The sequence below is a fragment of the Roseburia sp. CLA-AA-H209 genome (assembly GCF_020687575.1).
Taxonomy (GTDB): domain Bacteria; phylum Bacillota; class Clostridia; order Lachnospirales; family Lachnospiraceae; genus Roseburia_C; species Roseburia_C amylophila.
Genome location: NZ_JAJEQU010000001.1, coordinates 33463 through 57623, shown reverse-complemented (window position 1 = coordinate 57623; position 24161 = coordinate 33463). Strand labels below are relative to the sequence as shown.

At 40.4% G+C, this 24161-nt stretch carries 27 protein-coding genes; 5 read left to right on the top strand and 22 right to left on the bottom strand.

Annotated elements, in window-relative coordinates:
* Nucleotides 1-5: 5 nt before the first annotated feature.
* The 10 genes from hisB to LKD41_RS00260 all read right to left on the bottom strand — a co-directional run bounded on the left by hisB (nucleotide 6) and on the right by LKD41_RS00260 (nucleotide 9703).
* Nucleotides 6-599, bottom strand: a complete 594-nt coding sequence (gene hisB, locus LKD41_RS00305) for an imidazoleglycerol-phosphate dehydratase HisB (protein WP_022243844.1) — start codon at nucleotides 597-599, stop codon at nucleotides 6-8.
* 15 nt (nucleotides 600-614) lie between these two features.
* Nucleotides 615-1913 carry a histidinol dehydrogenase gene (hisD, locus tag LKD41_RS00300; RefSeq protein ID WP_022243845.1) on the bottom strand — a complete coding sequence of 433 codons (1299 nt, stop codon included), beginning with the start codon at nucleotides 1911-1913 and terminating at the stop codon, nucleotides 615-617.
* Between the two features lie 2 nt (nucleotides 1914-1915).
* The gene (gene hisG, locus LKD41_RS00295; RefSeq protein ID WP_022243846.1) at nucleotides 1916-2569 is read right to left on the bottom strand and encodes an ATP phosphoribosyltransferase; all 654 of its coding nucleotides are present in this window, start codon (nucleotides 2567-2569) and stop codon (nucleotides 1916-1918) included.
* 2 nt (nucleotides 2570-2571) lie between these two features.
* Nucleotides 2572-3765 (bottom strand): ATP phosphoribosyltransferase regulatory subunit, encoded by a 1194-nt coding sequence (gene hisZ / locus LKD41_RS00290; RefSeq protein ID WP_227700072.1) that lies wholly within the window; start codon nucleotides 3763-3765, stop codon nucleotides 2572-2574.
* 93 nt (nucleotides 3766-3858) lie between these two features.
* The gene (locus LKD41_RS00285) at nucleotides 3859-4392 is read right to left on the bottom strand and encodes a Holliday junction resolvase RecU (RefSeq protein WP_117698628.1); all 534 of its coding nucleotides are present in this window, start codon (nucleotides 4390-4392) and stop codon (nucleotides 3859-3861) included.
* Nucleotides 4392-5039, bottom strand: coding sequence for a histidine phosphatase family protein (locus tag LKD41_RS00280; RefSeq protein WP_227700071.1), 648 nt, complete (start codon nucleotides 5037-5039; stop codon nucleotides 4392-4394). The genes LKD41_RS00285 and LKD41_RS00280 overlap by 1 nt, the downstream gene beginning before the upstream one ends.
* A gap of 50 nt (nucleotides 5040-5089) precedes the next feature.
* On the bottom strand, nucleotides 5090-6046 hold the full coding sequence (locus tag LKD41_RS00275; RefSeq protein ID WP_227700070.1) for an RluA family pseudouridine synthase: 957 nt from the start codon (nucleotides 6044-6046) through the stop codon (nucleotides 5090-5092).
* Nucleotides 6047-6058: 12 nt separating this feature from the next.
* Nucleotides 6059-8029: a YgiQ family radical SAM protein gene (locus tag LKD41_RS00270; protein WP_227700069.1), complete on the bottom strand. Its 1971-nt coding sequence runs from the start codon at nucleotides 8027-8029 to the stop codon at nucleotides 6059-6061.
* 4 nt (nucleotides 8030-8033) lie between these two features.
* Nucleotides 8034-8750, bottom strand: coding sequence for a pseudouridine synthase (locus LKD41_RS00265; protein WP_227700068.1), 717 nt, complete (start codon nucleotides 8748-8750; stop codon nucleotides 8034-8036).
* Between the two features lie 98 nt (nucleotides 8751-8848).
* Entirely contained in the window at nucleotides 8849-9703 is an 855-nt protein-coding gene (locus LKD41_RS00260) for a M23 family metallopeptidase (RefSeq protein WP_227700067.1), read from the bottom strand.
* A 194-nt stretch (nucleotides 9704-9897) separates the two neighbouring features.
* On the opposite strand from LKD41_RS00260, the gene LKD41_RS00255 reads away from it, so the two are divergent.
* A complete protein-coding gene (locus LKD41_RS00255; RefSeq protein ID WP_331470869.1) occupies nucleotides 9898-10659 on the top strand; it encodes a hypothetical protein in 762 nt (253 codons plus the stop codon).
* 7 nt (nucleotides 10660-10666) lie between these two features.
* Here LKD41_RS00255 and LKD41_RS00250 read toward each other — a convergent pair whose 3' ends face one another.
* The 10 genes from LKD41_RS00250 to LKD41_RS00205 form a co-directional block, all read right to left on the bottom strand.
* The gene (locus LKD41_RS00250; protein WP_022243855.1) at nucleotides 10667-11299 is read right to left on the bottom strand and encodes a hypothetical protein; all 633 of its coding nucleotides are present in this window, start codon (nucleotides 11297-11299) and stop codon (nucleotides 10667-10669) included.
* A gap of 12 nt (nucleotides 11300-11311) precedes the next feature.
* Complete coding sequence (coaD, locus tag LKD41_RS00245; protein WP_022243856.1) at nucleotides 11312-11797, bottom strand: pantetheine-phosphate adenylyltransferase; 486 nt, start codon at nucleotides 11795-11797, stop codon at nucleotides 11312-11314.
* A gap of 6 nt (nucleotides 11798-11803) precedes the next feature.
* Nucleotides 11804-12358 (bottom strand): 16S rRNA (guanine(966)-N(2))-methyltransferase RsmD, encoded by a 555-nt coding sequence (rsmD, locus tag LKD41_RS00240; RefSeq protein WP_022243857.1) that lies wholly within the window; start codon nucleotides 12356-12358, stop codon nucleotides 11804-11806.
* Nucleotides 12358-12852 (bottom strand): CinA family protein, encoded by a 495-nt coding sequence (locus LKD41_RS00235; RefSeq protein ID WP_227700065.1) that lies wholly within the window; start codon nucleotides 12850-12852, stop codon nucleotides 12358-12360. The genes rsmD and LKD41_RS00235 overlap by 1 nt, the downstream gene beginning before the upstream one ends.
* Nucleotides 12853-12863: 11 nt before the next feature.
* A complete protein-coding gene (pgsA, locus tag LKD41_RS00230) occupies nucleotides 12864-13406 on the bottom strand; it encodes a CDP-diacylglycerol--glycerol-3-phosphate 3-phosphatidyltransferase (protein WP_022243859.1) in 543 nt (180 codons plus the stop codon).
* On the bottom strand, nucleotides 13403-14725 hold the full coding sequence (gene rimO, locus LKD41_RS00225; protein ID WP_227700064.1) for a 30S ribosomal protein S12 methylthiotransferase RimO: 1323 nt from the start codon (nucleotides 14723-14725) through the stop codon (nucleotides 13403-13405). Before rimO ends, pgsA begins: the two co-directional genes overlap by 4 nt.
* A gap of 89 nt (nucleotides 14726-14814) precedes the next feature.
* Nucleotides 14815-15069 carry a DNA-directed RNA polymerase subunit omega gene (rpoZ, locus tag LKD41_RS00220; RefSeq protein WP_022243861.1) on the bottom strand — a complete coding sequence of 85 codons (255 nt, stop codon included), beginning with the start codon at nucleotides 15067-15069 and terminating at the stop codon, nucleotides 14815-14817.
* Between the two features lie 3 nt (nucleotides 15070-15072).
* Nucleotides 15073-15708, bottom strand: coding sequence for a guanylate kinase (gmk, locus tag LKD41_RS00215; RefSeq protein WP_117946976.1), 636 nt, complete (start codon nucleotides 15706-15708; stop codon nucleotides 15073-15075).
* Between the two features lie 3 nt (nucleotides 15709-15711).
* Nucleotides 15712-15975 (bottom strand): DUF370 domain-containing protein, encoded by a 264-nt coding sequence (locus LKD41_RS00210; protein ID WP_117698639.1) that lies wholly within the window; start codon nucleotides 15973-15975, stop codon nucleotides 15712-15714.
* A gap of 42 nt (nucleotides 15976-16017) precedes the next feature.
* Nucleotides 16018-16896 (bottom strand): YicC/YloC family endoribonuclease, encoded by an 879-nt coding sequence (locus LKD41_RS00205; protein ID WP_022243864.1) that lies wholly within the window; start codon nucleotides 16894-16896, stop codon nucleotides 16018-16020.
* 151 nt (nucleotides 16897-17047) lie between these two features.
* On the opposite strand from LKD41_RS00205, the gene LKD41_RS00200 reads away from it, so the two are divergent.
* From LKD41_RS00200 to LKD41_RS00185, 4 genes are all read left to right on the top strand, one after another.
* Nucleotides 17048-18799, top strand: a complete 1752-nt coding sequence (locus LKD41_RS00200) for an Rqc2 family fibronectin-binding protein (RefSeq protein WP_227700063.1) — start codon at nucleotides 17048-17050, stop codon at nucleotides 18797-18799.
* 65 nt (nucleotides 18800-18864) lie between these two features.
* On the top strand, nucleotides 18865-19092 hold the full coding sequence (locus tag LKD41_RS00195) for a hypothetical protein (RefSeq protein ID WP_022243866.1): 228 nt from the start codon (nucleotides 18865-18867) through the stop codon (nucleotides 19090-19092).
* Nucleotides 19093-19493: 401 nt separating this feature from the next.
* The gene (locus LKD41_RS00190; RefSeq protein WP_022243868.1) at nucleotides 19494-19823 is read left to right on the top strand and encodes a hypothetical protein; all 330 of its coding nucleotides are present in this window, start codon (nucleotides 19494-19496) and stop codon (nucleotides 19821-19823) included.
* A gap of 64 nt (nucleotides 19824-19887) precedes the next feature.
* Complete coding sequence (locus LKD41_RS00185) at nucleotides 19888-20178, top strand: hypothetical protein (RefSeq protein ID WP_227700062.1); 291 nt, start codon at nucleotides 19888-19890, stop codon at nucleotides 20176-20178.
* Between the two features lie 76 nt (nucleotides 20179-20254).
* Here LKD41_RS00185 and leuS read toward each other — a convergent pair whose 3' ends face one another.
* Both leuS and LKD41_RS00175 read right to left on the bottom strand, forming a co-directional pair.
* Nucleotides 20255-22675, bottom strand: a complete 2421-nt coding sequence (leuS, locus tag LKD41_RS00180) for a leucine--tRNA ligase (protein WP_117698990.1) — start codon at nucleotides 22673-22675, stop codon at nucleotides 20255-20257.
* Between the two features lie 111 nt (nucleotides 22676-22786).
* Nucleotides 22787-24088: an InlB B-repeat-containing protein gene (locus LKD41_RS00175; protein WP_227700061.1), complete on the bottom strand. Its 1302-nt coding sequence runs from the start codon at nucleotides 24086-24088 to the stop codon at nucleotides 22787-22789.
* Between the last annotated feature and the right edge of the window lie 73 nt (nucleotides 24089-24161).

Sequence of the window (24161 nt, the reverse complement as noted above, 5' to 3'; positions counted from 1 at the left end):
CTCACCTATAAACTGCCTTTCGTTGATAATATGTCGGTAATACGCGGGTCAATGATGGTTGCCTCATCCAATGCCTTTGCAAATGCTTTAAACATGGCTTCAATCATATGATGGTTATTTCCGCCTGTAATGACCTTAAGATGTAAATTCATTCCGGCGCTATAGGAAATGGCATAAAAGAATTCTTTTACCATTTCGGTATCCATATAACCTACGCGGTCTGTGGTAAATTCTGCATCAAAGGATAGATACGGTCTTCCGGATAAATCCACCGCACAAAGCACCAGTGTCTCATCCATGGGAAGCATACAGCTTCCAAAACGTTTGATACCCTTTTTGTCACCGACTGCTTTTTTAATGGCATTGCCAAGGACGATTCCGGTATCTTCAATGGTATGATGACAGTCCACCACCAGATCTCCGGTCACTTTGACATTTAAATCAAATAATCCATGTCTTGCAAAGCCATCTAACATATGGTCGAAAAATCCAATTCCGGTATCTACCTTTGCATCCCCTCTGCCGTCCAAATCAAAGGAAAGGTAAATATCTGTTTCTTTTGTTTTTCTTGTATATTCTGCAATACGTCTTTGTTCCATGAAGCAAACCTCCGTTTAGTTTTCGTCTTCAAATCTTACTTTAACGGAATTTGCATGTGCCGTCAACTGTTCGCACTCTGCAAACTGGGCAATATCTTTATATACTTCCTCTAATGCTTCTCTGGAATAGGAAATAATGCTGGATTTCTTAATGAAATCATCTACGGATAATGCAGAGAAGAATTTTGCGGTTCCATTGGTTGGAAGAACATGGTTTGGTCCTGCAAAATAATCTCCAAGCGGTTCACTGCTGTATTCACCGATGAAAATTGCTCCGGCATTTCTTACCTTGGTCATAACTTCAAACGGATTCTTTGTTACAATTTCCATATGTTCGGATGCAATTTCATTTACTGCAGCAATGGCTTCCTCCATATTATCTGCAATTAAAATATATCCATAGTTATCTAAGGATTTCTGGATGATTTCTTTTCTGGAAAGCTGTGCGGTAAATTTTGCCGCTTCCTCAGAAACACGCTCTGCCAGTTCACGGCTTGTGGTAATCAAAATTGCAGAAGCCATTTCATCATGCTCTGCCTGGGATAAAAGGTCGGCTGCAACATATCTTGGATTGGCTGTTTCATCTGCTAATACTAAAATCTCACTTGGTCCGGCGATGGAGTCGATGCTGACATAACCGAATACGGCTTTTTTTGCTAAAGCTACATAAATATTTCCAGGGCCAACAATTTTATCTACTTTTGGAATGCTTTCGGTACCAAAAGCGAGAGCTGCAATTGCCTGTGCGCCTCCTACTTTATAGATGCGGTCTGCACCGGCTTCTCTTGCTGCAACCAGGGTAGAAGGATTTACCTTACCATCTTTTCCAGGCGGTGTTGTCATAATAATTTCATCAACTCCGGCAACCTTGGCCGGAACAATATTCATCAGTACGGAAGAAGGATAAACGGCTTTTCCACCCGGTACATAAACACCGACACGGGCTAATGCGGTTACCTTCTGACCTAAGATAATACCTTTATCCTGGCTGTCAAACCAGCTGTTCTGACGCTGTTTTTCATGATAGGTGCGGATATTTACAAGAGATTTCCGGATGACTTCAAGGAGCTTCGGATCTACTGCATCATAAGCCTCCTTAATCTCTTCTTCTGTTACTAAAATATTATCTTTATTAATCGTTGCGCCATCAAATCTCGCTGTATAGTCAAATAATGCAGCATCTCTGTTGGCACGTACCGTTTCAATGATTTCCTGTACGCTGGCTTCAAATTTGCCGTAGCTGTTGGGGCTTCTCTTTAAAAGATTCTCTAATATATTACCCTTTGTCTCTTCTGTCAACTCTAAAATACGCATGTTTATGCCTCCTTTAATACCGATTTTAAATCTGTAATTAATTTCGTAATCCGCTCATGTTCCATTTTCATACTAACCTGATTTACGACCATCCGGGCAGAAAGCGGGCAAACTTCTTCTAATACTTCAAGTCCGTTTTCACGTAAGGTTGAGCCTGTCTCTACAATATCACATATTACCTCAGCAAGTCCAACAATCGGGGCAAGTTCGATGGAACCGTTTAATTTGATAATTTCTACAGTCTGATGTTTCTTATTATAAAAATAGTCTTTTGCAATGCGCGGATATTTGGTTGCCACACGGATCAGTTCGTGATGCTGTAATAATTCTTTGGATTCTTTTGGACCGCAGATACACATTCTGCATTTTCCAAAGCCCAAATCCAATACTTCATAAATATTTCTTGCTTCCTCTAAAATTGTATCCTTTCCCACAATACCGATATCTGCCGCACCATATTCTACATAAGTTGGTACATCCGGTCCCTTGGCAAGGAAGAAACGAAGCTTTAATTCTTCATTGACAAAAATAAGTTTTCTGGTATTCTTGTCTTTCATTTCTTCACAGGTAATGCCGATTTTTTCAAAAGTCTCTAAGGTTTTATTTGCCAGTCTTCCCTTACCTAATGCAAAGGTTAAATATCTCATATCTTCCATTTCTATTCTCCATCCATAAATGTCAGTTCTGCAATCTGATTTCGCAATGCATATGCTTCATAATCTGCTTTTGATTTATCCATTGCCCAGGCAATCAGTTCCACATTGCAGTCCTTTGCCCTCAGTGCAATGGCTTTCTCTACTGCTTCCCTGCGGTATTCTGGTTTGTATACAATCAGCTGATTGTCATGTTTTACGGTAATCTCAATTTTCTGTCTTGAAATTGCTGCCATTAACTGGTCTACTACAATCGCAAATCCAATGGAAGCTGCATCTTTTCCAAAATAAGTAAGAAGCTTGTCATAACGACCACCCTTTACAATCGGTTCACCGCTTCCATAAGTATAACCGGCAAAAATTACTCCGGTATAATAATGATAGCTGCTTAACATACCAAATTCATAGGTCACATATTTGTCTACGTCATATACTTTAAGCACCGCATCTAAGTCTTCCAATCTGCGTATTGCTTTATAAACCTTTGGATAATCAGCCGCATAGGTCTTTGCTTCTTCAAAGGAAGCTGCATTATCATAAATGGTTCCAAGCATTCCGAATAATTCTTTTAAATTCTGATTCATGGAACAGTCGGAAATCTCTTCTTCCACGCCAAAGAAATTCTTATTAGCAATCAGTTCCCGGATAACTTCTTCCTGTTCTTCGGAAAGCCCTGCCGCTTCCATTAAGCCACGGAAGAATTCCACATGTCCCACACTAATCTGGAAATCCTTTAAACCACTGCTCTTTAATGCATCAATTGCCATAGCAATCATCTCTGCATCGCCATCTACGGTATCATCGCCGATTAACTCTGCACCAAGCTGGGTGGATTCCTTTAATCTTCCCTGATAGCTATGGTTATTGATAAAGGTATTTCCCATATAAGAAAGGCGGATTGGCATATCCTCATCCATAAAATATTTTGCGGCAGACCGTGCAATAGATGGTGTTATATCCGGTCTTAATACAAGGGTATTTCCTTCCCGGTCAAAAAATTTATATAATTCGTTGGATGGAATGGTTCCAACTTCTTTTCCAAATATATCGAAAAATTCAAAGGTTGGTGTCTGAATACTGTGGTATCCGTGTCGTTTTAAAGCCTTATGCAGCCGATCCTGCAGCTCTAATTTTTTTTCACACTCTTCATTATAAATATCCCGGACACCCTCTGGTGTATGTAACAATTGATTTTTCATATAAACCTCCAGTTTTTCTCAAAGCACTTTAGCGTGCTACCATGCTACCACGGTGAATTGCTTTTCCTAGTATATATTACCTGGAAATAATTGTCAATCCCTTAGCTCCAAATCTTTTTTCAAGCCTTCCAGATAAGGAACCAGGATTCCTGACTTCTTTGGCAGGAAAAATTCCGGATTTAATTCTTCTAACCGGAAGCTCTTCCGTCCGCCATTCTGGGCTCTCTCCCAGAATTCATAAAGCTGTCGGAATGGCATATAGTAAAATTCATCCCGTTGGGTATAAAATATCAGAATAAAGGAAATACCCTGCTGATTTTCAAAATCCTGCATAAACTGAATCTGGTGAGCATGCACATTGGCAAGAGGAAACGTATCGGTGTGACATTCCTTGGCATCAAAGCAGACCGGAATGCCCTGTACTGCCCCGATATAATCTACGGTACTTTTCTGGTCAAAATAGGCAAGGGTAATATGTCTTGTTTCTTTATCAATATTAATTGGTGTAATCGGTGTCGGAATTTTCTGTATCATTGCTAAATTATGCTCTGCATATTTTTCATTGGTCCGGTTGATAAATTCCTCTAACGTAGAACCTCTTAATCCTCTGGAATTCCAAGTTGGCATCAGAGTATACTTCCTTTCTTTTCTTCCGGCAGTGTGTAATAAATTTTATGTTCTTCGAGAATCCTTATTTTCTGATTCTTTACTTCTAATATATTTACACTGCAGTTTGGCTGGTGGCTGTTCCAGAAATCCTTGATTTCAAGTCCTTTTATGTATGCAAGAAATGCCCGGATGATTCCACCATGACAGCAGATGAGCACACGCTTCATTTTTTCTTCCAGCGGAAAAATTTCATGCTTTAAAAAGTCTTCCACCCGGGCAAGTAACGCTTCGTAGCTTTCGCCCTGTTCCGTGGCACGATACTGTTCCGGTGCATGAAATAAAGCATCAATATTTTTAAGGGCCGGATTCCAGCTGAGATCAGCAAGCTTTTGCCCTTCCCCTTCTCCGAAGTTCATTTCACGGATACGTTCATCATAGGAAAGCGGGGTATCCGTTCCTCTCAAAATAATCTCTGCCGTCTGTCTGGCACGAATTAACGGACTGCAATAACAGTAGTCAAAAGTCAGTCCTTCTTTTTCGAATCCCTCTTTGGTCTTTTCGGCTAATTCCAGTCCGAATTCATTTAATGGAATGTCAAGGGTTCCCTGTATCAGTCCTTTTTTATTGTAATCGGTTTCTCCATGCCGCATCAGATATACTTTCATCTTACTTATTCATCCTTCCTGTAACATCCGCAGTCTTTCATTAAAAATAATTACTGCTCTATGGCATTCTGATTTGCATAACAAATAGCCTTATTAAAATCATCCGGTGGAGCTGCTTCTACACATCTGCCATCTGCAAATATCATCCGGTAAGCATGTAAAAGCTGATGTTTTACGCCGATGCGTTCCCGGTAAAAATGATTGATTTTTTCATTACCATATTTACTGTCTCCGATAATCGGATGACCAATGGATGCTAAATGGGCACGGATCTGATGGCTGCGTCCGGTAATCAGATGTACCTGCAGCAGTGTGACATCCTGATATACTTCCAGTGGCTCATACTCGGTCTCAATACAGAGTGCATCTGCTGTTTTTTCCTTTGAAATAAATACCCGATTCTGCCTTTCATCCTTCACAAGATAACCCTTTAAATGCTGCGGTGCTGTAATGCATCCGGCTACCAGGCAGAGATAATATTTCTTTACGGTTCTTTTTTTCAATGTCTCGGATAAATCCTGCAATCCCTTTAACGTCTTTCCGGCTGTCAGAAGTCCTGAAGTATTGCGGTCAAGACGGTTGCAGACGGACGGCCGGAAGGTCCGCAAATCCGTTTCCTTAAGGGCTCTGCTTTGAAGAAGATATCCGATAATATATTCATTGGCAGAAATATCGGATGGCTGTGCCTTCTGTGACAGCATTCCTGCAGGTTTATTGATGATTAAAATATCTTCATCTTCATAAACGATATCCAGTGCTGTGGTTGGAAAACTTTCTTTTACCTCTGCTCCTGCAAACTTATCATAAGTTTCATCTGCTAAAAACAGCTTTACCTCATCTCTGGCATTCAGTTTTTCGGAGCCATCTGCCTTTTTTCCATTTAATACAATATTCTTTTTCCGAAGCATTTTATAGACAAAGCTTGACGGTGCTTCTTTTAAAAGCTTTTTTAAATATTTATCAAATCGTTGTCCTGCTTCATTTTCTTTGATGATAAATGTTTTCATAACATATCCTTACTATTTCTTTTTATGAACGGTTCGAATCGTATGCTTCTTCTTCGTATTCTGGCTGGAAGCCTTTTCTGAAAATTTTTCTGTATTTCTGGACTTTCCAGCTTTATACTTTGTCTGATTTTGATTCGGTGTCCGCTTCGTCTTTTTCCTATCCGGAAATGCTTCTTCTTTGGCAAGCTTTCTTGGACGGATGAGGCAATGGGCATCAAAGCCGATTAAATCCGTCCGGTTCGTTTTGACTAACGCTTCATGCACCAGATCATAATTTTCCGGATTCCGATACTGTATCAGTGCTCGTTGCATGGCTTTCTCATGCGGATTGGTTGCTACATATACCGGCTCCATGGTTCGCGGGTCTAAACCTGTATAGTACATACAGGTCGATATGGTGGATGGGGTCGGATAGAAATCCTGTACCTGCTGAGGCATATAACCTAAATCTCTTAAATACTCAGCCAAATCTACTGCCTCCTGCAGGGTCGAACCAGGATGGGAGGACATCAGATATGGGACCAGATACTGTTTTAATCCTAACCGTTCATTCATATCATGATACTTGCGGACAAATTCATTATAAACGGAAACCGGAGGTTTTCCCATTTTCTGTAATACCGGGTCTGAAATATGCTCCGGTGCCACCTTTAGTTGTCCGCTGACATGATATTTACAAAGTTCTTCCAGAAAATTATTTTTCGTATCACATAAAAGATAGTCAAAACGGATACCGGAACGGACAAATACTTTTTTCACTCCTTTGATATTCCGTAATTTACGAAGAAGACTGATATAATCACTATGGTCAGCAACAAGATTTTTACATGGTGTCGGGAACAGACATTGCCGGTTCTTGCAAACACCCTTTGTGAGCTGCTTCGTACATGCCGGTGCCCTGAAATTAGCAGTCGGACCACCTACATCATGGATATATCCTTTAAAATCCTTATCCTGTGTCATCTTCTTTGCTTCTGCAAGAATGGATTCATGACTTCTGGTCTGAATAATTCTGCCCTGATGAAAAGTTAAAGCACAAAAGCTGCAGCCACCAAAGCAGCCACGGTTACTGACCAGTGAAAATTTTACTTCTTCAATAGCCGGTACACCACCATCCTTTTCATAGATTGGATGATAGGTTCTCATATATGGCAGTGCGTAGATATCATCCATTTCCATCTGGGTCAATGGCTTTGCCGGAGGGTTCTGTACGACAAACATTTTCTCATCATAGGTTTCATAAATTCTTCTTGCCGTAAAAGGGTCTGTATTCTGATACTGCAGGTAAAAGCTCTTGGCATACGCTGTCTTGTCTTCTTTGATTTTATTAAAAGACGGCAATTCCAAGGCATCATAAATATCTTCTTTATTTCTGGTCTTAAAAACAGTTCCATCGATATAAGTAATATCCTTTACCGCAAGACCGGAAGCTAATGCATCTGCAATTTCAACAATGCTGTGCTCGCCCATTCCATAAGAAATCAAATCAGCACCGGAGTCCAAAAGAATGGAACGTTTTACCTTATTAGACCAGTAATCATAATGCCCCAGTCTTCTAAGGCTTGCTTCAATACCGCCGATAATGATTGGATTATGTTTATAGGTCTGACGGATCAGATTGCAGTAACTTACCACTGCATAATCCGGGCGTTTTCCCATAACGCCACCCGGTGAAAATGCATCATGGGCACGTCTCTTTTTCGATACGGAATAATGGTTTACCATGGAATCCATATTACCTCCGGAAACGAAAAAGCCAAGCCGTGGCTCTCCCAATATGGTTACGCTTTCCTTATCCCGGTAATCCGGCTGTGCAATGATACCCACGGTATAACCATGTGCCTGCAATATTCTGCTGATAATAGCATGTCCAAAGGAAGGATGGTCTACATATGCATCTCCGCATACATAGACGAAATCCAGCTGCTTTATCCCTGCTTCTTCCATGTCTTTTCTTGAAATTGGTAAAAAACCATTCTGCATTCTCTTATCCTTCCTTTAATGCCTGTAATTCTGACTCCGTCAATGGGCGATACGCTCCTGTTGCCAGAGTTTCATCCAGCTTTAAGCTTCCCATGGAAAGCCGTTTTAAATAAATGACTTTTTTTCCTGTTTTTTCAAACATCCGCTTAATCTGATGATATTTTCCTTCGGTAATAGTAACTTCAATTTCTGATTCTGAATCACTTTTTAAAATCACAAGTTCAGCAGGCTTTGTGAGGTTTTTCTCTCCGATATCAAGACCCTTCCGAAAAGCCGCAACATCTTCAGCAGTCACTTTTCCTTCTATTCTGGCATAATAAGTTTTTGCCACATGTTTCTTCGGAGATAAAAGCTCATGAGCCAACGCACCATCATTGGTGATAAGGAGCAGTCCTTCCGTATCCTTATCCAGTCTGCCTACCGGAAACAAATCTTTTCTTACAGCATCTTCTATAAAAGAAATTACAGTTGGAAAATGCTTATCTTCCGTGGCACTGACACAGCCGGCAGGCTTATTTAGCATATAATATTCCCACTGGGAATAATTAACCTTTTCGCCTTCGAGGTTAACAACATCCTTTTCCGGTGAAATCTTATATTCCGGACGTTTGATGATTTCTCCATTTACGGTAACACGTCCCTTGGAAATATAGGTTTTCACCTGACTCCTGCTTCCCTTGCCCATTTCTGTTAAAAATTTATCTAATCTCAAATCTTTCATTCTGATACGTTCCTTTACTACTCTGATTTGGCAGACACCGCGATAACTCCAGAAGCTCGCCAAGCGTGTTTCTCATCGTTCAAATTCTAATTTAAATCTTAATATTGATAATGTAATATTTTCTTCTCCTGATAGAGATATTGCAGGATGGAATAGGAATTTACACTAAACTCCTGTTTATTTTCATCATTTAAATAAATTCCAAAATGAAGATGCACATCAAAATTACCGATGGTTCCTTCTGTCTTAGAATATCCGGTATCTCCCATAAATGCAATCAGCTCTCCGGCATGAACCTCGTCTCCGATGGAAAATCCTTCTGCATAATCCGACAGATGTGCATAGTAGAAATATGCTCCATGGGGACTCCGGATTCCGATACGATAACCCCCAAGTTCCAGCCAGCCCATCTGCTCTATGGTTCCATCGCAGACACTGATTACCGGGTAATTTCCCCGCGCATTGATATCTGCCATAATATCACAGCCTTCATGTCCTCTGTCTCCACCATAAGTGCGGCTCTGCATCCAGGTGTCTCCAAAAGTTACTTTTTTCTCTTCGTCCCAGATGGTATCCGGAACCGGAAAATAGACAATGTCAGACCAGATACTGTCTAAATAGGCTTCCTGCTTTTCAATTTCTTCTTTATGAAAATGCAGCAATCTTTTGTATACATCTTTCAGCTCGTTTTTTTCTGTTAAATCTGAAGCATAATATGCCAGAAGATACCGGGTAAATGTCATATCGTCCTGAGCCTCACCATCTTCAGACTCATATTCCCTGAATTTTAACACCGTTTCCGGAGAGACTTCCTGATTCCGAAGTTTCTGAAAGAACTCCTGTTGTTCAAATACTATATAAAAGGCTGCCCGCTTTTGAATCTGCTGTAACAGGCTGCAGTCTATGACCAACAGCAAAAAAAAGAGAATAATGACACAAATTTTCTTCTTCATAATAATCCGCATAAAAGTTATTTTATACAATATATTGAACTATGAAAAAAACTATTTCTCTTCTGATTCTTTTTTTGTGCTTAATATTATTATTTGTGCATCCCATGCTTACGGTATCAGCCGCAGCAAATGGCCTTATGCTCTGGTATCAGAATATTCTGCCTGCATTGCTTCCTTTTGCCATTCTATCCAATATTCTGATTTCATCCGGGGTTTTTTATCATATTTCAGGAATCCTCTATCCATTCATCCATCTCCTGATTCCCTGCAGCAGAAATGCCTGTTTTCCACTTCTGTCAGGGTTTCTATTTGGTTTTCCTATGGGAAGCCGTATCTGTGCCCAGATGTTAGAAGAAAATCAATTATCGAGGGATGAGGCTGTCATTCTCTTTGCCATCTGCAATAATATCAGTCCCATGTTCATTGCAAGCTATATTGTTCACGATACACTCCGGCAGGACGGTCTTTTATTACCGACACTTGGGATTCTCTATCTGCCGCCCCTGATTCTATGCCGCATTCTCTATGCTTTTCAGTGTGATAATCTAAGGCAAAAAGAAACGGCACCACGATTAAAATTAAACTTTTCAATCATCGATGCCGGTATCATGAACGGTTTTGAAATTCTTTGTAAACTCGGTGGATATATCATGCTCTTTTCTATTCTGTTAGAACAGATTACCTTTTATGTGCCACAAAAGCTCTTACAATTACCACTTTGTATTTCATTAGAAGTTACGAATGGAATCCGGCAGATTTCCGAAGAAGCTCTCTCTCCACAACTTGGTTATGCCTTAATTTTAAGTCTTACCTCTTTTGGCGGATTATGCGGCTTCGCCCAGACCTATTCCATGGTTGCAAGCCAGAAGCTTTCCATGAAATATTATCTGCTGGTCCGAATCAGTCTTGCATTCTGTGCTTTCCTTCTGGGGTACATGATATATCCGGCAGGATAAATATATATTACTCTTCCGGAATCTCATTTGCCGGTGCTTCCTGTGTGGCAGGCTCTGCTGCTGTTGTTTCCTGTTTTGCCTGTCCGGAAGAAGCATCTTCTTCCTCTGGAAGCAGTTCATTCCGGTTTGCCGTCACAACATCCAGACAACCCTGAAGGGTATGAATCAGATTATCATATCTTGCCTGTGAACCTTCAATGGCATGACTTAAAATTTCTTCAATATTCTTAAGACTGCTGTCCGTATACTGAATTGCACCCATACGGATATTATTGGCATCATTGGTTGCTTTATCAAGAATCTCCTGTGCCTGCTTGGTAGCAATCATAACAACCTCATTTGCCTGGGCATAAGCCTGTTGCATAATCTGGTGTTCACTGACAAGCTCGCTGGTCTGTACCTGTGCCTGAGCAATGATGGCATCTGCTTTTGCCTGGGCATCTGCCAGAATAGCTTCTTTGTTGCTGATAATCTTCTGATAACGCTTGATTTCTTCCGGCGTTTTCATTTTTAATTCCGTCAGAAGTTCTTCTAACTCATCCTTATTAACAACAATTTTTGTACTGGATAATGGCTGATATTTGCAATTATCAATATATTCTTCGATTTCTTCTATGATTTGTTCCATTCTGCTACTCATCGTCCACACTCCTTATTTTTTGATATTATATTTATCATAAATCCGCTCTATAAACTGTGGTGGGACAAAATGAGAAATATCGCCACCATAAGAAGCATATTCCTTTACAATTGTAGAGCTGAGATAGGAATATTTTACATTCGTTGTAAGAAATACCGTATCTATCTTTGGATTTACACGATGGTTCGACTGTGCAATCTGAAGTTCATATTCAAAGTCCGTTACCGCACGCAATCCTCTGACGATAATGGTTGCATCAATTTTTTCCATAAAGTCAACTAAAAGACCATCAAAAGAAGCAACGGTTACATTCGGCATATCTTTTGTTATCTCTTTTAACATACTAACACGTTCATCTAAAGAAAACAACGAGTTTTTTGCACTGTTATTTAAAACTCCCACAACCAGCTCGTCCACTATTTTCGAAGCACGTTCAATCATGTCAACATGACCATTTGTGACCGGGTCAAAGCTGCCCGGATAGATTGCTTTTTTCATCATAGGTTATTCCTTTCTGGATATAAAGGCATGTAAATTTGTCTTATATTTTTTGCATTTATCAAGTGTAAAACCAAGCTCCTCAAGATACTCAAAACCAGTCTTTAGGGACGCTTCTACAATAATTACCGTATCTTCATCTACCAGGGTCGATTTAGAAAGCAGCATCAGCACATCCTTTTCCAGTTCCTGATTGTAAGGCGGATCCATGAAAATAATCTGGAATGTCCCTTTTCCTTCCAGACTCCGGATAGCTGCCATAACATCCATCTGCATTAAACGACACTGGTCATTAAATTGGGTAAAGTTAATATTATCCTGTATACATGCTGCTGCTTTTTTCCCACTTTCCACAAAAACAGCTTCTTTCGCTCCACGGCTGACAGCTTCCAATCCAATCTGTCCGCTTCCTGCAAACAAATCTAAGAACCGGCAGTCCGCAATCTCGTATTGCAGCATATTAAAAAGTGTTTCTTTAATACGGTCTGTTGTCGGTCTTGTGTCTATTCCTTCAATTGTTTTCAATGGAAGGCTTCTTCCTTTTCCGGCTATTATTCTCATTAAAATCCCTCTTTTATCAGTAAATCATCCAGTTCCTGCAATGCTGTCTCCACCGCATGCATACGCACTTCACTACGGTCTCCGGAAAATACATAACGTATAACTTTCACAAAATCATTTATTTTATAACCAATGTATACCAGTCCTACCGGGAACTTTTCACTTCCACCGCCGGGACCTGCAATACCGGTTACTGAGATTCCGACATTCGTACCTGCAACTTTTGTTACGCCACGAACCATTTCTTCTGCTACTTCTTTACTTACTGCAGTGTGTTTCTGCAAGGTCTCTTCCGATACACCTAGTACTTTATGCTTTACCGCATCCGAGTAAGTGATATAAGATTCTTCCAGCACATCCGAAGCACCCGGCACATTAATCAAAGTTGCGGCTACAAGTCCTCCGGTACAGGATTCTGCGGCAGCAATGGATAAATGATTCTCCGCCAGCCGTTTTACAATTTTATCTTCCAGGTTTTCCTGTCTATTTTCCATGGGAATCCTCTTTATTTCTGTTCTTTTAAAACAGCTCTGTTTTTCCAGAGATAATCAATTAGAGATACAACCGTTAATACCAGTGCAATATAAGTAAGTACGGTTCCTAATAACTGGAAGTAACAGTTATCAAAATTAAGAATCAATACAATGACCATAAGCATCTGGAATGTGGTCTTAAATTTGCCCCAGTAGCTGGCTGCAATTACAACGCCGTTATCAGCTGCTACCAGACGGAAACCACTGATGATAAACTCACGGCTGATAATTACGATTACAATCCAGGCTGCAAGCTGTCCGGTTTCAATCAGGCAGATCATTGCGGCACATACCAGCAGTTTATCCGCAAGCGGGTCCATAAATTTGCCGAAATCTGTCACAAGATTATACTTTCTTGCAATCTTCCCATCCAAAAGGTCTGTAAGACTTGCTACAATAAAGATTGCTACAGCAATATAATTTGCATAACCCGGACAAATCGGTGCCAACATAAACACTACAAAAAACGGAATCAAAATCACTCTGAAAATTGTTAATTTGTTTGGTAAATTCATGCTAATTCTCCTATCAAATCATATTCATAAGCTCCGGTTACTTTTACTTTGGCAAAGTCTCCGGTCATTAAGGTTTCCTCTGTATTTACAAAAATATATCCGTCAATAGATGGCGCATCACGGTAGGTTCTTCCTACATAAGCATTCTCATCTGCAACTTTTCCTTCGATAAAAGCATAAAGTTCACGGTCAACCATATCTTCATTTTTCTCAAAAATAATTTCTTCCTGAAGTTCCATGACTTCCTGTTGCCACAGCTTCTTCTTCTCTTCCGGAATCTGATTTTCCATCTCAGCCGCTTTCGTTCCCTCTTCCGGAGAATAGGTAAATGCGCCCAGACGGTCAAATTTCATTTCCTGTACGAATTCCAACAGCTCTTTATGCTGCTCTTCTGTCTCTCCCGGGAAGCCACAGATTAAAGTGGTCCGGAGCGTAATATCCGGAATTTCTTTCCGCAGATGATGAATAATACGAACCAGGTCATCCTTATTGGTCTTTCTTCCCATTCTCTTTAATACATCTGAATTTGCATGCTGAATCGGAATATCCAGATAATGGCAGACTTTATCATTTCGTTTGATTGCTTCAATCAGTTCATCATCAATTTCTTCCGGATAACAGTAAAGAATACGAATCCAGTACAATCCCGGAATCTTGTTTAATTCATCTAAAAGCCAGTGCAGGGATTTTTTTCCATAGAGGTCAATTCCGTAAAGAGTGGTCTCCTGGGCTACCAGAATCAGTTCCTTTACACCGCCCTCTACCAGTTCTCTGGCTGTTGCTACCAGTTCTTCTATCGGAATACTGCGGTAGTTACCTCTGATATATGGAATGATGCAGTAAGTACAGCGTTTGTTACAGCCTTCTGCAATTTTTAAATGGGCATAATGTCCACCGGTGGTAACACATCGTTTGGTATGCAAGGTCGGAAGTCCTTCCAGTGAATTTAAATTGGTATAATGTTTTCCTGCCATAACTTCTTTCACAGCAGAAACAATATTATCATAGGAATTGGTTCCAAGAATTGCATCTACTTCCGGTATTTCTTCCTCAATCTCACTCCGGTAACGCTGGGCAAGGCACCCGGTTACAATCAATGCCTTTGCATGTCCGGTTTTCTTATATTCTGCCATTTCAAGTATTGTGTTAATACTCTCTTCTTTGGCATCATTGATAAAACAACAGGTATTAATTACTATCACATCTGCCTGCGTTTCATCATCAATAATGGTATATCCGGCATCACGGATCATACCAAGCATATATTCTGAATCTACCAGGTTCTTATCACACCCCAGCGATACAAAGAAAATATTCATTCATTCCTCCGTAACAGGAAAGAGTCCTGTATATATTTTTCTCTTACATGACGAAAGGGTTACCAAACCATGTTGGCAACCCCGCTATGCTACTCGTTATCTTCTGAAACAGCATCTTCTCCCATGATTTTTACCTTTCCGGTATAAAGCTCTTCTACTGCGATAGAAAGCGGTTTCTTTCCTTTTGCATTTTCAACCAATGGTTCATCTCCACCGATAATCTGTCTTGCTCTCTTTGCAGTAGCAATTACAATAGAATATCTGCTGTTTACGACCGGTTCTTCTCCGATTTCAACGTCGTTATTTACGACCTTCATTAACTCAACATAAGATGGATGTATCATAATTTATTCTCCTTTCGAAAAGCACTTCAGCTCTTCTCTGATTTTATTGATGAAATTTATATTACGTGATGCACAATCATGCTCGTTCTCAATGATGCTATGGATATTCTCCACACATGCAGGGACGGTATCGTTCACCACAATGTAATCATACTGATTCATAAACTCTGCTTCCTGGGATGCTCTGTTTAATCTTGCATTGATGGTTGCCATATCTTCAGTTCCACGGTTCACCAGGCGGTTCTTTAATTCATCCGCATCCGGTGGTGTTACAAAGATTAAGATAGTGTCCGGAAAACGTTTCTTTACGTCAAGTGCTCCCTGAATCTCTATCTCAAGAATTACATCTTTTCCAGCCTCTAACTGTTCATCTACATAGGCTTTTGGTGTACCATAATAATTTCCCACATAACAGGCATGCTCAATTAACGCATTGTCTGCTATCATCTGTTCAAATTCTTCTCTGGTACGAAAGAAATAATCAACACCATCCACTTCTCCGGGTCTCGGATTTCTCGTGGTAGCTGAAACAGATAATGCATACGTATCCTTGTACTCCGCCATCAGAGCTTTCATCACAGTGCCTTTGCCGGCACCGGAGAAACCGGATACTACGGTTAATATACCTTTTCTTTTCATTTACTATTCCTCACTCAGTTTATTTCCACTAATCTCGTTAAATCTGCCAGTCAGTGTATCCGGCTGTAACGCAGAAAGAACGATATATCCGGCGTTGGTAATAATCACCGCACGGGTACGTCTTCCCTGGGTTGCATCCACCACGCACTCTTCTTCTTTGGCTTTCTGAATCATGCGCTTGGCAGGTGCAGAATCCGGCTGAATCACAGCAACAATCTTATCTGTATTTACTACATTTCCAAATCCAATATTCATAAGTGCTGCCATTTTTCACCATTCCATTCTTACTACAGGGTTTACGGAAATCATTTATTCAATATTCTGAATCTGTTCGCGGACTTTTTCAATATCCGTTTTCAGATTAATACCGGTATCCGAAATTGCAAGATCACTTGCCTTGGAAAGAATCGTATTTGCTTCCCGGTTCATCTCCTGGGCAATAAAGTCAAGCTTCCTTCCAACGGTTCCACCGCCTGTTAAGGCAGCTTTCATCGCTTCGATATGGCTCTTTAAGCGGACAGTCTCTTCATCCACACATATTTTATCAGCAAATATTGTAACCTCCGTTGCAATTCTTGCATCATCCATCTGCTTATCTTCTAAGATTTCTTTTACCTTGGTTTCTAATCGCTCACGGTATTCTTTCATAACGATTGGAGAACGATCCTCAATAAAATCCACATAACCAATCATTTCATCTAATTTATTCAGAAGGTCTGTTTTTAAATTCTCGCCTTCTTTTTCTCTGGTTTCAACAAATGCCTCACATGCATTACGCAATGTCTTCTCAAGAAGTGCCCAAAGTTCTTCTTCGTCATTATCCTGTTCTTCCATTATAAAAACATCCGGATAACGTGACAATGTGCTGACACGGATATCATTTTCCAGTTGGAAATGCTCTGCCATCTGCTGTAAATATTTTAAATATTCGCCAGCAAGTTCTTCGTTGTATTTCAGCGAGAAGTTGGCTTCGTTAAAATCTTCACAGGTAATGAAGATATCTACTTTTCCACGCTGTATGTATTCTTTGATTAAGTTACGCACGGCACTTTCAAAGAAACTTAATTTTTTAGGAAGCTTAACATTTACATCCAGATAGCGGTGATTTACTGATTTAATCTCTACCGTTATCTTACGGTTGTCTTCCTCTATCTCACACCTGCCGAAGCCGGTCATACTTTTAATCATAGCTGCCTCCTAATGCATAGATATATGTATTATAGTAGAATTTTCTTTATTAGTCAAATTCAAAATGCCGTATTTATTGAAATTTTAGAAAGATTTCTTTATAATAAAATCCTGTAAAAGAATCTATTCTTTCCAAAGGAGGTCATATTATATGGCACTAGACGGAATTACCGTAGCTGCACTTACTGCAGAATTAAATCAGACAATTTTAAATGGACGAATCAGCAAAATAGCCCAGCCTGAGGCGGACGAGCTGCTGCTTACCATAAAGGCACCATCCGGCCAGTACCGGCTTTCTTTAAGTGCCAGTGCTTCCCTGCCTTATATCTATCTTACAGCTCAGAATAAAGTCAGTCCCATGACTGCACCGAATTTCTGCATGGTATTACGAAAACATATTGCCAACGGCCGGATTATTGCCATCAGTCAGCCCGGATTAGAACGAATCATCCGGATTACGGTCGAGCATTTGGATGAAATGGGCGACCTGAAAAAGAAAAACCTGATTATAGAATTAATGGGGAAATACAGCAATATTATTTTCTGTGATGAAAACGAACGCATCATTGACAGCATCAAACGGGTTCCATCCCAGATGAGTTCCGTCCGTGAAGTTCTGCCGGGAAGAGAATATTTTATCCCGGAGACCCAGGACAAGCGGAATCCCCTTGACTGTTCCTATGAACAGTTCTGTGAAAAGGCGTCTTCTCTTCCACTGCCACTTGCCAAAGCACTTACTTCTGCTTTTACCGGAATCAGTGGACAGGTTGCAGCAGAAATCTGTTACCGTGCTTCTTTAGATGCAGATACACCGATTAATACCTTAGAAGAAGACGCACTGCTGCACCTTTATCATAATTTCAGCTGGCTGATGGAGGATGTCGGAAACGCCAACTTCAAGCCATGTATTCTTTATAAAGGAGAAGAACCGGCAGAATATGCTGCCATCTTACCAACTCGCTATGAACATACGGAAGGCTATCACATTGAACCGGCAGATTCTATTTCCGCCGTATTAGAACAATTTTATGCCAGCCGCAGCCTCTACACCCGTATGCGTCAGAAATCTGTGGATTTGCGTAAAATTGTATCCACTCACTTAGAGCGAAGCAGTAAAAAACTGGATTTACAGTTAAAACAGTTAAAAGATACGGAAAAACGTGATAAATTTAAAGTATACGGCGAATTATTAAATACCTACGGCTATCAGGTTACCGAAGGAGCCAAATCAGTAGAGGTGCCAAATTACTATACCGGTGAAATGCTTACCATTCCTCTGGATGAAACACTTTCTCCACTGGACAATGCAAAAAAATATTTTGCCCGGTACAATAAATTAAAGCGTACCTTTGAAGCATTAAATACCCAGACCGAAGAAACCAAGACAGAAATAGCACACTTACAGACTATTCAGGCTGCGCTTGCCATTGCAGAATCCGAAGATGACCTTGCCCAGATCCGGGACGAGCTGGAAACCTATGGCTATATCCGCAGGAAAATGAACGGTAAGAAAAACCAGAAATTCAAAAGTAAACCATTCCATTATCGTTCCAGTGATGGCTTTGATATTTATGTTGGAAAAAATAATTTCCAGAATGACGAACTTACTTTCAAGGTTGCCAATGGAAATGACTGGTGGTTCCACGCCAAAGGAATGCCCGGCTCCCATGTTATTGTAAAAACCGAAGGCAGGGAGCTTCCGGACCGGACTTTCGAAGAGGCCGGCAGACTGGCAGGCTACTATTCTTCCGGCCGTGATAACGAAAAAATTGAAATCGATTATTTACAGCGTAAAAATGTAAAGAAACCAAACGGTGCTGTTGCCGGTTATGTCATTTACTATACGAATTATTCCCTGACAATTCACCCGGACATTTCCGGCATCGAAAAAATTTCAGAATAATTTAGTCACACATTTTTACTTCTTCCATATTATGAAGTGTAAGATAAATTTTGGAGGATTTGAAAATGAGTGATTTAGCTGCTACTGGCTGCGGATGTGGATGTAACGAAGGAAATAACTGCTGTTCTTTAATCTGGATTATCCTGTTACTCTCCTGCTGTGGCAACAATGGATTTGGAGGATGTGGCAATGGATGCGGCAACGACAGCTGTATCTGGATTATTTTACTGTTGCTCTTCTGCGGCGGCTGTGGTGACAGCTTCGGATTTAACAACAACGGTTGTGGATGCTAATTCATCTGCAAAGCGGGGCCTCTCAACGAGGTCCCTTTTTCACTTTACAGGAAATTGCTTTCCTGTAAAGTAAAAAATGCTCCGCGAGGATGCGCACTGCGGCGTATAAGGTAGATGTCGCAAGCGACCGCCGCAGGCGCAAGAATGTGTCAAGACACATTCTTTGTTCTGTCATATCTTTGACCGCCTTTTTCCGGTGCGGTCCACTTCTTCTTTTCCGCTTCCTTTTTTTCATACACTCTTCATCTATTTCATATACTTCATTTCCGTCAATGATTAATTTTCCCATGCTGGCATCAAATCCTTTCCGGTTTCTATAAAAAAGTTCTACATTTTATTATATGCGTCAAAGTTATATTTTCCGCTGTTCTATCATAATTTAAAAGAAAAAGGATTATTTTATGGATTCTGAGTATAAACCAACCTTCTTTGACTCGCAGTTACAAAACCACCAGTTACAGATTATGAAAACCATGATTCCATATCTTTCCGCCAGTCAGCAGCGTCCCTTTGCGCTTCTCATCAAATATATGGAACTACAAAAAACAGCCCAGCTTTTTTCCAATGACGCCCTTACGATTCAGGAAGTCAGCAGTCATTCTCCACAGGAGCGGATGTTTCAGATGCTTACCGATATCAGTGAACAGTGTACACCCGGCGAGAAAGAAAATATTGAAAACTTTTTAAATATGTATCAGATGCTGTCTGCTTATGATACCCTGTTTTCCTGATTTCATCACTTTATCATTTGTTATTTTATGGTTCCCTATCAACTTGTTAAGAACGGAGGATTTTATGAATTTAGACTTTTTAAAAGGCAATCCTGCCTTAAATGATATTTCACCGGAAAAGCTGCAGTTTCTTATGGATTTTGCTTCTAATAATGCCGATACAAAAGATGCCAAATCCATGGCTTCCACGGTCATGAACGCTGCCAACAATGCCAAACAGAACGGCATGACATTTTCGAATACTGAAACAACTTTATTAATTGAATTATTAAAGCAGAATATGTCCGAAGCAGAACGTGTAAAAGCGGATAAAATGCTGCAGATAATGCAGATGTTACAGAAAAAGAAAAAATAGTCTCTTATAACACAAGCGAGGATATGCAAAATGCACATCCTCGTTTGCGAAATATTTATTATGATTTTATCATTGCTTATTTCATTACAATATTAATGATTTTACCCGGTACATAAATCTCTTTGATTACGTTGCCGGTAAGCTTATCTGCAATTGCAGCTTTTCCTGCAGCAAGAGCATCCTCTTTGGAAGCATCTTTTGCAATGCTGACAACACCCTTTGTCTTGCCGTTAATCTGTACTGCAATTTCAACTTCATCATCTTCCATTGCATCTTTATCATACTCCGGCCATCTTTCTGCAAATACAGAAGTATCATGACCAAGCTCGCTCCACAGTTCTTCTGCAATATGTGGTGCAAACGGAGCAAGAAGAAGCACATAAGTTTCAAGTGTCTTCTTATCTACGCCACCCTTCTTGGAAAGGTCGATCAGTTTGTTGTTGTATTCCATAAATCCTGAAATTACAGTATTTAAGCTGAAGCTTTCCAGTCTCTGGGTGATATCATATACCAGTTTATGACGAATCTTAACCAGTTCTTTGGTCTCAGCAACATCTGCATCCTTCTGGCTCATTACAAGATTCCAGAATCTGGTGATAAAACGGTATACGCCATCGATTCCGCGGTCATCCCATTCAGAATCCAATTCTGGTGGTCCAACAAACAGCTCATATAATCTTAAGGAGTCACAACCGTAGTCACGAACCAGATCATCCGGCGAAACGACATTTCCTTTGGATTTACTCATCTTGATACCATTCTTACCGGTAATCATACCCTGGTTAAACAGTTTGGTGAATGGCTCATCAAAGTCAATTACTCCGATATCATATAAGAATTTGGTATAGAAACGGGAATACAGAAGATGCAGTACTGCATGCTCTACACCACCGATATACATATCAACCGGAAGATATTTATCTGCTTTCTCGCGGCTTACTAATTCATCTTTGTTCTTGTTATCTACATAACGTAAGAAATACCAGGATGAACCTGCCCACTGAGGCATGGTATTGGTCTCACGTTTTGCAGGCTTACCACAGCAAGGACATGTGGTATTTACCCACTCCGTAATATCTGCCAACGGTGATTCTCCGGTACCTGTCGGCTGATAAGATTCAACCTCCGGTAACAGTAATGGAAGCTCTTCTTCCGGAACCGGAACTGCTCCACAATCCGGACAATGTACGATTGGAATTGGCTCGCCCCAGTAACGCTGGCGGGAGAATACCCAGTCTCTTAATTTATAGTTGGTTGTCTTCTTACCAAAGCCCATCTTTTCAATCATTTCCGGAGCTTCTTTCTTAAGAACGGACGACTCCATTCCATTCCAGTCACCAGAATTAATCATAATACCTTTTGCTTCGGTATAAGCTTCGGTCATATTTTCAATTTCCTTACCATCTTTGGCAATAACCTGGATGATTGGAATATTGAATTTCTTTGCAAATTCAAAGTCACGGTCATCATGTGCAGGAACACACATAATTGCTCCGGTACCATAATCAGCTAATACATAATCAGAAAGCCAGATTGGAACCTTTGCGCCGTTCAGCGGATTAATCGCATAAGAACCGGTAAATACACCCGTCTTTTCTTTATCCTGCAAACGATCTACAGAAGATTTCAGGGATGACTGATAGATATAATCCTCTACTGCAGCTCTTGTCTCATCAGTTGCAAGCTCTTTTGCCAAAGCATGCTCCGGTGCAAGTACCATGAAAGTTGCTCCGTGAAGAGTATCCGGTCTTGTGGTATAAACAGTAATCTCTTTATCGCTTCCATCCACCTTAAAGTTGACTTCTGCTCCATTACTCTTACCAATCCAGTCAGTCTGCATTTTCTTAACCTTTTCCGGCCAGTCAAGTTTATCAAGGTCTGCAAGAAGACGGTCAGCATATTTGGTAATCTTAAGCATCCACTGCTTTAAGTTCTTCTTGGTAACATCAGCACCACAACGCTCACATTTACCATTTACAACTTCTTCATTGGCAAGACCAGTCTTACAGGATGGACACCAGTTAATTGGCATCTCTTTCTCATAAGCAAGTCCAGCTTTAAACATTTTTACAAAAATCCACTGTGTCCATTTGTAGAATTCAGGATCGGTGGTATTTACTTCCATATCCCAGTCATAGATTGCAGCAATTTCCTGAATCTGACGCTTGATATTCCTGATATTTTCAGCGGTAGATTTTTCCGGATGAACACCCATCTTAATTGCGTAGTTCTCTGCCGGAAGACCAAATGCATCCCATCCCATCGGGTGAATGACATAATATCCATGCATAAGCTTATAGCGGCTCCATACATCAGATATTACATAGCCTCTCCAGTGACCTACATGGAGTCCGTTTCCGGATGGGTATGGAAACATATCCAGACAATAGTATTTCGGCTTCTTGCCATCATTTACGTTAATTGGCTTATCTTCCCAGACTTTACGCCATTTCTGCTCTACCGCTCTGTGATTATACGGTACTGTTGTTTGTGACATCTTCAATTCCTCCTAATTTAAACAGCTTTCGTCCATAAAATAAGGACATGCTGATAGAATGCCTTTTTAGAGACTTATACTCATAAAATTCTATCACATGCCCTCAATTTGTCAAGGAAAAATGGTATTTGTATCAATTGTAAGAATCCGGTCTATCGGACAAATGCTCTTCCCTTTTCCGTCTGTGCCTTCAAAATATTTCGAGCTTGCCGATTCAAACAGCACATAGATATTGCCGTCTGCATAATTAATTTCTTCGGAACATGGTGGCATTTCTACCTTAAGTTCCGGTGTCCGCGGCTTTGTATCCATTACATCTACATTCTGGTAAATCTTTAAATAGGATGAATTGCTTCTTCCATAGGATGTGCTTAAATACACTCTGTCCTGTTCATCAAAAGCAATTCCCTGCACCTTTTCCGGTATCTGGTAGCGCTGCTGTTCCATCAGTTCTCCATCCTGATATTTATAAGAAATCATAATGGATTTGAATAAGGCATTGTGTGTTGCTACCCAGAGAATTCCATCATGCCAGGTAATGCAGGATGGCATATTCGCTACACGGTATTCTTCAAACATTCCGGTGGCATCCACAAAAATCTTCGGTTTGGACTCTGCAATCTTTTTTATATAACTGTAACTAAGCCGCTCCAAAGACCTCGTGTCCGAATGGCAGATCCAGACATTTCTTCCATCGTAGGTAAGTCCTCCAAGATGGCTGTTCTTTTTCATGCCAAGAGTAACCATATATTCTCCGGTCTCTTTGTCAAAGATATAAAGGGCTCCAAGGCTTTCCGAATCATCCGTATTATATGCTGTAATCATATAATAATCTTCGGTAATACAGATACCCTGCGGACACTGGTTGTCCGTGGATGTCATATTCTGTGCATAATCCTGTTCCCTGGTGGATGGCATTCCCGGAATATTTACATCATAGGCAAAGCTGAATCCACAATCCTTTAACATCCGGTCATTTCCGCTCATCTGTGATGCCGTGGAATATGGATACATTTCCACGCTGTAAGAAGAATCAATCTTCTTGGTCCATTTTGCGTATAAAGATACGTCTCCGAAATTATCAATGTTTATCTCTGTAATCTTATTCTGATAACTGCTTTCGGTATACCAGCCAGCGAAATTATATCCCGGTTTTTCCGGTATATCAAGGGTTAGAGGAAGTTCTTCTATAATATAGTTATAAGTCAAATCAGAAGTAGGGATTCCACCATTTAAGTAATAGGTGATATCATAATCTTCCTTTAATACATTGGCATCTTCCGGCTCCATGCTGTAATAAAGAGAGGTAGTGATTGGCAGAGAACGAAGTGCTTTTGCTTCTGAAAACTGCGAATTATCGAAAAACAGCGCAATAATCAAAACAATTGCAAAAAAAGTTCTTTTCTTTCCCATGTCACCACCACCTCTCTTTCGTCATCCGTTTGTCTTAACAGATATTTTTTCTCATTACACTTATCTCACTACA

Excerpts from the sequence above, each read along its gene's own strand:
- hisB (WP_022243844.1), bottom strand. The coding sequence starts at position 599 with ATGGAACAAAGACGTATTGCAGAATATACAAGAAAAACAAAAGAAACA.
- hisD (WP_022243845.1), bottom strand. The coding sequence starts at position 1,913 with ATGCGTATTTTAGAGTTGACAGAAGAGACAAAGGGTAATATATTAGAG.
- hisG (WP_022243846.1), bottom strand. The coding sequence starts at position 2,569 with ATGGAAGATATGAGATATTTAACCTTTGCATTAGGTAAGGGAAGACTG.
- hisZ (WP_227700072.1), bottom strand. The coding sequence starts at position 3,765 with ATGAAAAATCAATTGTTACATACACCAGAGGGTGTCCGGGATATTTAT.
- LKD41_RS00285 (WP_117698628.1), bottom strand. The coding sequence starts at position 4,392 with ATGCCAACTTGGAATTCCAGAGGATTAAGAGGTTCTACGTTAGAGGAA.
- LKD41_RS00280 (WP_227700071.1), bottom strand. The coding sequence starts at position 5,039 with ATGAAAGTATATCTGATGCGGCATGGAGAAACCGATTACAATAAAAAA.
- LKD41_RS00275 (WP_227700070.1), bottom strand. The coding sequence starts at position 6,046 with ATGAAAACATTTATCATCAAAGAAAATGAAGCAGGACAACGATTTGAT.
- LKD41_RS00270 (WP_227700069.1), bottom strand. The coding sequence starts at position 8,029 with ATGCAGAATGGTTTTTTACCAATTTCAAGAAAAGACATGGAAGAAGCA.
- LKD41_RS00265 (WP_227700068.1), bottom strand. The coding sequence starts at position 8,750 with ATGAAAGATTTGAGATTAGATAAATTTTTAACAGAAATGGGCAAGGGA.
- LKD41_RS00260 (WP_227700067.1), bottom strand. The coding sequence starts at position 9,703 with ATGAAGAAGAAAATTTGTGTCATTATTCTCTTTTTTTTGCTGTTGGTC.
- LKD41_RS00250 (WP_022243855.1), bottom strand. The coding sequence starts at position 11,299 with ATGAGTAGCAGAATGGAACAAATCATAGAAGAAATCGAAGAATATATT.
- coaD (WP_022243856.1), bottom strand. The coding sequence starts at position 11,797 with ATGAAAAAAGCAATCTATCCGGGCAGCTTTGACCCGGTCACAAATGGT.
- rsmD (WP_022243857.1), bottom strand. The coding sequence starts at position 12,358 with ATGAGAATAATAGCCGGAAAAGGAAGAAGCCTTCCATTGAAAACAATT.
- LKD41_RS00235 (WP_227700065.1), bottom strand. The coding sequence starts at position 12,852 with ATGGAAAATAGACAGGAAAACCTGGAAGATAAAATTGTAAAACGGCTG.
- pgsA (WP_022243859.1), bottom strand. The coding sequence starts at position 13,406 with ATGAATTTACCAAACAAATTAACAATTTTCAGAGTGATTTTGATTCCG.
- rimO (WP_227700064.1), bottom strand. The coding sequence starts at position 14,725 with ATGAATATTTTCTTTGTATCGCTGGGGTGTGATAAGAACCTGGTAGAT.
- rpoZ (WP_022243861.1), bottom strand. The coding sequence starts at position 15,069 with ATGATACATCCATCTTATGTTGAGTTAATGAAGGTCGTAAATAACGAC.
- gmk (WP_117946976.1), bottom strand. The coding sequence starts at position 15,708 with ATGAAAAGAAAAGGTATATTAACCGTAGTATCCGGTTTCTCCGGTGCC.
- LKD41_RS00210 (WP_117698639.1), bottom strand. The coding sequence starts at position 15,975 with ATGGCAGCACTTATGAATATTGGATTTGGAAATGTAGTAAATACAGAT.
- LKD41_RS00205 (WP_022243864.1), bottom strand. The coding sequence starts at position 16,896 with ATGATTAAAAGTATGACCGGCTTCGGCAGGTGTGAGATAGAGGAAGAC.
- LKD41_RS00200 (WP_227700063.1), top strand. The coding sequence starts at position 17,048 with ATGGCACTAGACGGAATTACCGTAGCTGCACTTACTGCAGAATTAAAT.
- LKD41_RS00195 (WP_022243866.1), top strand. The coding sequence starts at position 18,865 with ATGAGTGATTTAGCTGCTACTGGCTGCGGATGTGGATGTAACGAAGGA.
- LKD41_RS00190 (WP_022243868.1), top strand. The coding sequence starts at position 19,494 with ATGGATTCTGAGTATAAACCAACCTTCTTTGACTCGCAGTTACAAAAC.
- LKD41_RS00185 (WP_227700062.1), top strand. The coding sequence starts at position 19,888 with ATGAATTTAGACTTTTTAAAAGGCAATCCTGCCTTAAATGATATTTCA.
- leuS (WP_117698990.1), bottom strand. The coding sequence starts at position 22,675 with ATGTCACAAACAACAGTACCGTATAATCACAGAGCGGTAGAGCAGAAA.
- LKD41_RS00175 (WP_227700061.1), bottom strand. The coding sequence starts at position 24,088 with ATGGGAAAGAAAAGAACTTTTTTTGCAATTGTTTTGATTATTGCGCTG.